Below are 6,256 nucleotides of genomic sequence, written 5' to 3' on the forward strand. Positions count from 1 at the left end.
TCACCATTGTAGTCGTCGATCGTCTGGCCGAGCGCGCCCGCGGCGATGAACGGATTGAAGTTCTTGTCGTCGAAGAACACCTGTACGCCGGCATTGGTCTGGTAGCAGTAGTTGCGCCCGACCGTTCCTTCGCCGCTGGTGGGGTCGTAGATCTTTCCGATGCCGGACAGCATCATCAGCCGGGCATTGTGCAGGCCGTAGGCGCACAGGAGCACGAGATCGGCGGGTTGGAAGTATTCCTGACCCGATGTGTCGACATAGGTCACGCCGCGCGCCGACTTGCCTCCGGGGGCCAGATCGACATGCAGCACCTCGCTGTCGGTCCGGACTTCGAAATTGGACTTCTTCATCAGCACGGGAAGGATGGTGGTCTGGGCGCTCGACTTGGAATAGTTGGCGCAGCCAAACCGTTCGCAGAACCCGCAATAGGTGCATTGACCCATGGCGATGCCGAGCGGGTTGACGTAGGCGCGTGACATGTTGGCGGATGGGGTGGGGAAGGGGTGCAGTCCGATCGACCGGCCGACCTCGGCAAACAGGGTCGGCGCGTAGGTCATCTGCATAGGCGGGTTCGGATAATCCCGTGACCTCGGGTCCTCGAACGGATTGCCGCCTTCCTGCAACTCACCCTTGATGTTGCCGGCCTTGCCCGAGATTCCCGCCAGATATTCGAAGCGGTCGTAATAGGGCTCCATCTCCGTGCCGGTCACGCCCCAGTCCTCGACCTGGAGATCGGCGATTCTCGACGCGCCGTATTTCTTAGTCAGATTGGTCTTTATCTGAAAGTCGGAATCCCAGAACCGCCAAGTGTGGCCGTTCCAGTGAACACCCGCGCCGCCGACGCCGTTGCCGGGTAGAAAGGAGCCGAAATCGCGCATCGGCAGCGCCGTCTGCGACGGGTCGTTGCGCACCGTCATGGTTTCCACGGTCGGCTGCAGGAAGAGGTCGCGCCGCACGCTGTAGCGCAACTCATCCTGCGCATAACCGATGTTGAAATCGGTTGCCGTGTCGCGCCAGGGACCACGCTCGATGGCCAGCACGTCCAGGCCCTGATCGGTCAATTCATGGGCAAGAATGGATCCCGTCCAACCGAGACCGACGATCACGACGTCTTTGCGAGGCAGTATCTTGGTCATGATCAGGCGCCTTTCCCGAGCCATTCGGGACGCCCGATAATCGAGACAGGCGGCTGCGGGTATGGCTGATTGTGTTTGCTGACATGGTCCCGGTAGTCGTAGCGGGCACCGGGAAAACCGAGCATGCGCCACGACACCATGTCCTTGTTGCCGCCATAGACAGGATCGGCAAAGAACCCTTCCATGGTGTTCTGCAGCAGCAGCCCGAAGAACGCCGGACCCTTGACGCCATTCGGCAGGTCGACTTTCCCAGCCTCCATGGCCGTCAGGAAGGCATCCTGTTCGGCCCGTGCAAGCTCGACGAACGTCTTGCCATCCCGCTGTTTCAGGAAGGCGTCGATGGCCGCAAGCCCGGCGCGGTAACGTTGCGCCGGATTGGCCTCGCCCTGATAGCCCTGCGTGGGCAGTCCGGGCAAAAACGGCCCTTGTGTGTAGAGCCGGCTCGAGGCTCCGTACGCCCCCATCAACTGGCTGTCGATATAGACGGCGCAACCGGCTTCCTTGCCGCCCATGCTGAGCTCGTCGGCAGGAATGATGCGGTCGACGATCGCCTCGACAAGGGCTGCTTCCTGGGCTGAGAAAAAATGCCAGCCACCGGCCACGACCTGCGTTGGTGGATCGGATGCCATTGGCGTCCAGGGCAGAGTGCCCGAGAACGACCGCGCAAAACCGGCCGATGTCGCGGTTGCGGTAAATATTGCGACTGAGGACAGGAAAAGACGCCGATTCATTCGAACAGGATTGCGATGGTCCATATTAGGAATCTCGAAAATAAGAGGACGCGCTCGGGAAGTGACGCCCAAGTAATCATGACAAAGGTAGTTAGGTTAAGTCGCAGATCGAATGTTGATAGACTGCGAGATGAAAATGACCTCGTCAACCACATCACAAAATCGTTAGCGAGGGTTCGTCTACTGCCAATCAGGTCTGATTGTGTTGTTGAAGCTCGATGGCTGCCTGGGAAGTCGGGCTATGATCCCGCGAAGCATCCGACCTACCTGCCCGGATGCTGGACCGATAGAAACAGAGTCGTGCCATCAGGCATGAATCAGGGACCGGTCCTTGACCGGCTGGCGTTCGAGGTCGCGGTCAACAGTTAGAGCTAGGCGGCTTCGCGCTTCGGCACCATCTGCTCTTCCATGCCCGGCCGGTGGCCGCGCAGGTAGAGCGCGCAGGTGGTGCGCAGCATCGACGCGAAGTTCGGAATGGCGCCGTTGATCTCGATGGCTTCGTCATAAAGCTTCGAGATGAATTTTGGCGTCGTCAAACCCTGGTTTTCGGCGATTTCGTCCAGCAAAGCCCAGAATGTCGCTTCAAGCTGGATGCTGGTCGAGTGGCCGTCGATGCGAATCGACCGGTTGATCTGGCGATAGCCTTCGGGATCCTGGCCCGCAAACACCCTGCACATCCGACAAACCTCCCATGATTGTTGGTCTTGGGTGGACGGGCGTGCAGCCTGACACTGCTCAACCTGTCCCCACATGCATTGTCGGGCAAAATTGGCGGAACGGCAATCGGACTTTCGTCCCCGTCGCCGAAGCAGGGCAATTCAAGGTCTTGAGCGTGGTAACCGGCTGCCACCACCTTTTTTCCGCGCTGCCCATAATCGTTTCCACACATTAGGACGGAGACTGATTTGGCAAAAGCGATCCATTCCATGATCCGGGTTCTCGACGAGGCCCGATCCGTCGATTTCTACAGAAATGCCTTCGGGCTCGATGTCGGCGACAGGCTGGACTTCGAGACATTCACGCTTGTTTACCTCAGCAATGCCGAGACAGGGTTCGAACTCGAACTGACCGTGAACAAGGATCGGCAGGGGCCCTACGGGCTCGGCGACGGCTACGGTCACCTGGCGGTCTCGGTCGCCGATCTCGACAGCGAACATGACCGTCTCGGCGCGCTCGGCCTCAGCCCGAAGAAGATCGTCGAGTTCAACCGCGACGGGGCGCTGATCGCCCGCTTTTTCTTCATCGAGGATCCGGACGGCTACAAGATCGAAGTTCTGCAACGCGGAGGTCGCTTCCAATAGGGGACATAGCAACCGCACCGGCAGGTGCAGCGCCAGCAACGGCACTTTCAAGAGTGCACATAGCAAGCAGGGAGGAATAAAATGGTCACGATCTATGACGCGAAGCCCGGGCTTTCACGTCGCGAGCTTCTCAAACGCGGTGGCATCGGCGCGCTGCTCGTCATCTCTGGCAGTGCCGTCATCAGTCCCGAACATGCATGGGGGCTCGAGACATCGGCACTCAAGCCCGAAACCATGGCGACGCTGATCCAGATGGCGCGCGACATCTATCCGCACGATCAGGTTCCCGACAAATATTACGCCATTGCCGTGAAAGGCCATGACGAGCAGGCCGGCAAGGACGCCGCCTACAAGGCGATGATCGAAGACGGCATCGCCGACCTCGACAAGAAGTCCGGTGACGGCGGCTACCGCGGCCTCGGCTGGGAGGACCAGCGCGTCGGCGTGCTGAAGCAGATCGAGGCGACGCCGTTCTTCCAGGCCATCCGTGGCGGCCTCGTCGTCAGCCTCTACAACCAGAAAGAGGTGTGGCCGATCTTCGGTTACGAGGGCGAGTCCTATTCCAAGGGCGGCTACATCGCGCGCGGTTTCAACGACATAGAGTGGCTCTGAGCCCCGTCGTTCCTGAACCCGCAAACAGAAATCATGGGAGGAAACCATGGCAGCTTCATTTGATCTGAACAACGACGGCGTGGTCGTCATCATCGGTTCGGGCGCCGGCGGCGGCACGCTCGGCAACGAACTCGCCCAGAAGGGTGTCGACGTCGTCATCCTGGAAGCCGGCGCGCGCCACGAATATGAGGATTTCATCAATGACGAGTGGGGCTCGTTCGCCCAGCTCGCCTGGACGGACAAGCGCACCACCTCCGGTGACTGGCGTGTGGCCAAGGATTTTCCGAACCTGCCGGCCTGGATCGTCAAGTCGGTCGGCGGTTCGACGACGCATTGGGCCGGAGCCTCGCTGCGCTTCCAGGAGCATGAGTTCAAGACACTGTCGACCTACGGCAAACTGGAAGGCGCCAATTTGCTCGACTGGCCGATCACGCTCGCCGAGATGGAACCCTACTACGCCAAGGCCGAAGCCAAGATGGGCGTCACCGGCACCAATGACTGGCCGCGGCTGCCGGGCAACAACAATTTCAAGGTGCTGAAGGCCGGCGCAGACAAGCTCGGCTACAAGGAATGCCACACCGGCAATATGGCGATCAATTCGGTCGAGCGCGACGATCGTAATTCCTGCCAGCAGACCGGCTTCTGCTTCCAGGGCTGCAAATGGGGCGCCAAATGGTCGACGCTCTACACCGAGATACCCAAGGGCGAGGCGACGGGCCATCTCGAAGTCAGGCCGAACGCCATGGCGATCAAGATCAACCATGATGCTAGCGGAAAGGTGACCGGCGTCGTCTATGCCGACAAGGACGGCAAGCTCCAGGAGCAGAAGGCGCGCATCGTCGCCGTCGCGGGAAATTCGATCGAGAGCCCAAGGCTGCTGCTCAATTCGGCATCGGGCAAATTCCCTGACGGTCTTGCCAACTCGTCGGGGCAGGTGGGCAAGAACTACATGCGCCACACCACCGGCTCGGTCTATGCCATCTTCGACAAACCGGTGCACATGTATCGCGGCACCACCATGGCCGGCATCATCCGCGACGAGGCGCGCCATGATCCGTCACGTGGTTTCGTCGGCGGCTACGAGTTCGAGACGCTGTCACTGGGTCTGCCGTTCATGGCGGCCTTCCTCGATCCCGGCGCCTGGGGCCGCTCGTTCACCACCGCACTCGACCACTACGACCACATGGCCGGCCTGTGGATTGTCGGCGAGGACATGCCGCGCGCGGAGAATCGCATCACGCTGCATGCCGACGAGAAGGACGCGCACGGGATGCCGATCGCCGACGTGCATTTCGACGATCATCCGAACGACACAGCGATGCGCAACCACGCCTACAAGCAGGCCACGGCGCTCTATGCTGCGGTTGGTGCCACGCGCACCTTCCCGACGCCGCCCTATCCGTCGACCCACAATCTCGGCACCAACCGGATGAGCGAGAAGGCGGCCGACGGCGTCGTCAACAAGCACGGCCAGGCGCACGACATCAAGAACCTGTTCGTGTCGGATGGCAGCCAGTTCACGACCGGAGCCGCCGAAAACCCGACCCTGACGATCGTGTCGCTGGCGATCCGCCAGGCCGGCTACATCGCCGCGCAGATGTCGGCCAAGACGATCTAGTCACATCCTCCCGACTGCCTGCTGGCGCGGAGCCCACAAGGTTCCGCGCCTTTTCTTGCAGCCTCATTGCCTGGTGCAGGTCGAGGCGGTGAAGGCGCCGTCGGGTTGCTTCATGATGATGTCGAAGGAGGGCGTGCTCTGGCCGTCCAGCGTTGCCTGGGTCAGCGACAGCGAGTTGCCGCCGGCGGTATAGCCGCCCAGCGGTCCCAACCAGGAGATCACGCCGTTTGCATCCATTTGATAGTTGTACCCCTGCTGCGCGGTGCCGAGGCCGGTATAAATTGGGCCGCTGTAGACGTTCCCCTTGATGGTGATGTCGCCGAGGCTGAGGAACATGCCGAGCAGGTAGACCTCGCAGTGATAGATACCGTCGGGCATCTTGCCATCGCTGAAATCGGCTCGTGCGGTCCCGGTTGCTGCCGCCAGAAGCAGTATGCCGATAAGGATGCGTGAAATGCCTGAAGCCATGACGTCGCTCGTTTGAGGAGCGAGCTTGCCCCATTTTTGCACCGCGCCGCAACATCGGTCGTCGGTGATCCACCTGCGAAGATCAAAATCTAGGCATCTAGTAGAGGTGGGCGAAAATTAGGCATCGGTCGCGTGCACTGCGCAAATTTCTCTCAATCAATTTTTAACCGGCTCTCTTTGTTTTTGTAAGCCTAATATTTCAAGCCGCTGATAATGTTGGATTTATTGGTCTCCATTTGGTGTCGCCAAGCGATTGGCATGGGGGTTGCATTGTAGTGTTGCGGTGCAATCAACCAGCTTGGGAGTCTGTAATATGAGGGGTAATTTCTCGACCATAACAAAAATGTTTTCGGCGAGCGTGGTTGCCGCCGGCCTGTTGATGTCCGCTCC

Annotated in this window: 7 protein-coding genes; 3 read left to right on the plus strand and 4 right to left on the minus strand. The window is 60.1% G+C overall.

Annotation, left to right across the window (positions count from 1 at the left end; translation table 11 throughout):
* The 3 genes from EN935_RS18220 to EN935_RS18230 all read right to left on the minus strand — a co-directional run.
* The coding region (locus EN935_RS18220) for a GMC family oxidoreductase (protein ID WP_164771191.1) at positions 1-1,136 on the minus strand (1,136 nt) is incomplete at its 3' end.
* Positions 1,137-1,138: 2 nt separating this feature from the next.
* The gene (locus EN935_RS18225) at positions 1,139-1,765 is read right to left on the minus strand and encodes a gluconate 2-dehydrogenase subunit 3 family protein (RefSeq protein ID WP_245462839.1); all 627 of its coding nucleotides are present in this window, start codon (positions 1,763-1,765) and stop codon (positions 1,139-1,141) included.
* Positions 1,766-2,238: 473 nt separating this feature from the next.
* Complete coding sequence (locus tag EN935_RS18230) at positions 2,239-2,544, minus strand: ribbon-helix-helix domain-containing protein (RefSeq protein WP_109669237.1); 306 nt, start codon at positions 2,542-2,544, stop codon at positions 2,239-2,241.
* 228 nt (positions 2,545-2,772) lie between these two features.
* On the opposite strand from EN935_RS18230, the gene EN935_RS18235 reads away from it, so the two are divergent.
* The 3 genes from EN935_RS18235 to EN935_RS18245 all read left to right on the plus strand — a co-directional run bounded on the left by EN935_RS18235 (position 2,773) and on the right by EN935_RS18245 (position 5,398).
* On the plus strand, positions 2,773-3,168 hold the full coding sequence (locus tag EN935_RS18235) for a VOC family protein (RefSeq protein ID WP_127373493.1): 396 nt from the start codon (positions 2,773-2,775) through the stop codon (positions 3,166-3,168).
* A gap of 81 nt (positions 3,169-3,249) precedes the next feature.
* Positions 3,250-3,780 (plus strand): Twin-arginine translocation pathway signal, encoded by a 531-nt coding sequence (locus EN935_RS18240; protein WP_109669231.1) that lies wholly within the window; start codon positions 3,250-3,252, stop codon positions 3,778-3,780.
* Between the two features lie 46 nt (positions 3,781-3,826).
* A complete protein-coding gene (locus EN935_RS18245) occupies positions 3,827-5,398 on the plus strand; it encodes a GMC family oxidoreductase (protein WP_109669229.1) in 1,572 nt (523 codons plus the stop codon).
* A gap of 63 nt (positions 5,399-5,461) precedes the next feature.
* Here the strand turns inward: EN935_RS18245 and EN935_RS18250 are convergent, their stop codons facing one another.
* Positions 5,462-5,866: a hypothetical protein gene (locus EN935_RS18250; RefSeq protein ID WP_109669227.1), complete on the minus strand. Its 405-nt coding sequence runs from the start codon at positions 5,864-5,866 to the stop codon at positions 5,462-5,464.
* Positions 5,867-6,256 lie beyond the last annotated feature (390 nt).

The organism is Mesorhizobium sp. M7D.F.Ca.US.004.03.1.1 (genome assembly GCF_003998635.1).
GTDB classification, from domain to species: Bacteria; Pseudomonadota; Alphaproteobacteria; order Rhizobiales; family Rhizobiaceae; genus Mesorhizobium; species Mesorhizobium loti.

Coding starts and splice junctions, on each gene's coding strand:
- EN935_RS18225 (WP_245462839.1), bottom strand. CDS start 1,765: ATGGCATCCGATCCACCAACGCAGGTCGTGGCCGGTGGCTGGCATTTT.
- EN935_RS18230 (WP_109669237.1), bottom strand. CDS start 2,544: ATGTGCAGGGTGTTTGCGGGCCAGGATCCCGAAGGCTATCGCCAGATC.
- EN935_RS18240 (WP_109669231.1), top strand. CDS start 3,250: ATGGTCACGATCTATGACGCGAAGCCCGGGCTTTCACGTCGCGAGCTT.
- EN935_RS18245 (WP_109669229.1), top strand. CDS start 3,827: ATGGCAGCTTCATTTGATCTGAACAACGACGGCGTGGTCGTCATCATC.
- EN935_RS18250 (WP_109669227.1), bottom strand. CDS start 5,866: ATGGCTTCAGGCATTTCACGCATCCTTATCGGCATACTGCTTCTGGCG.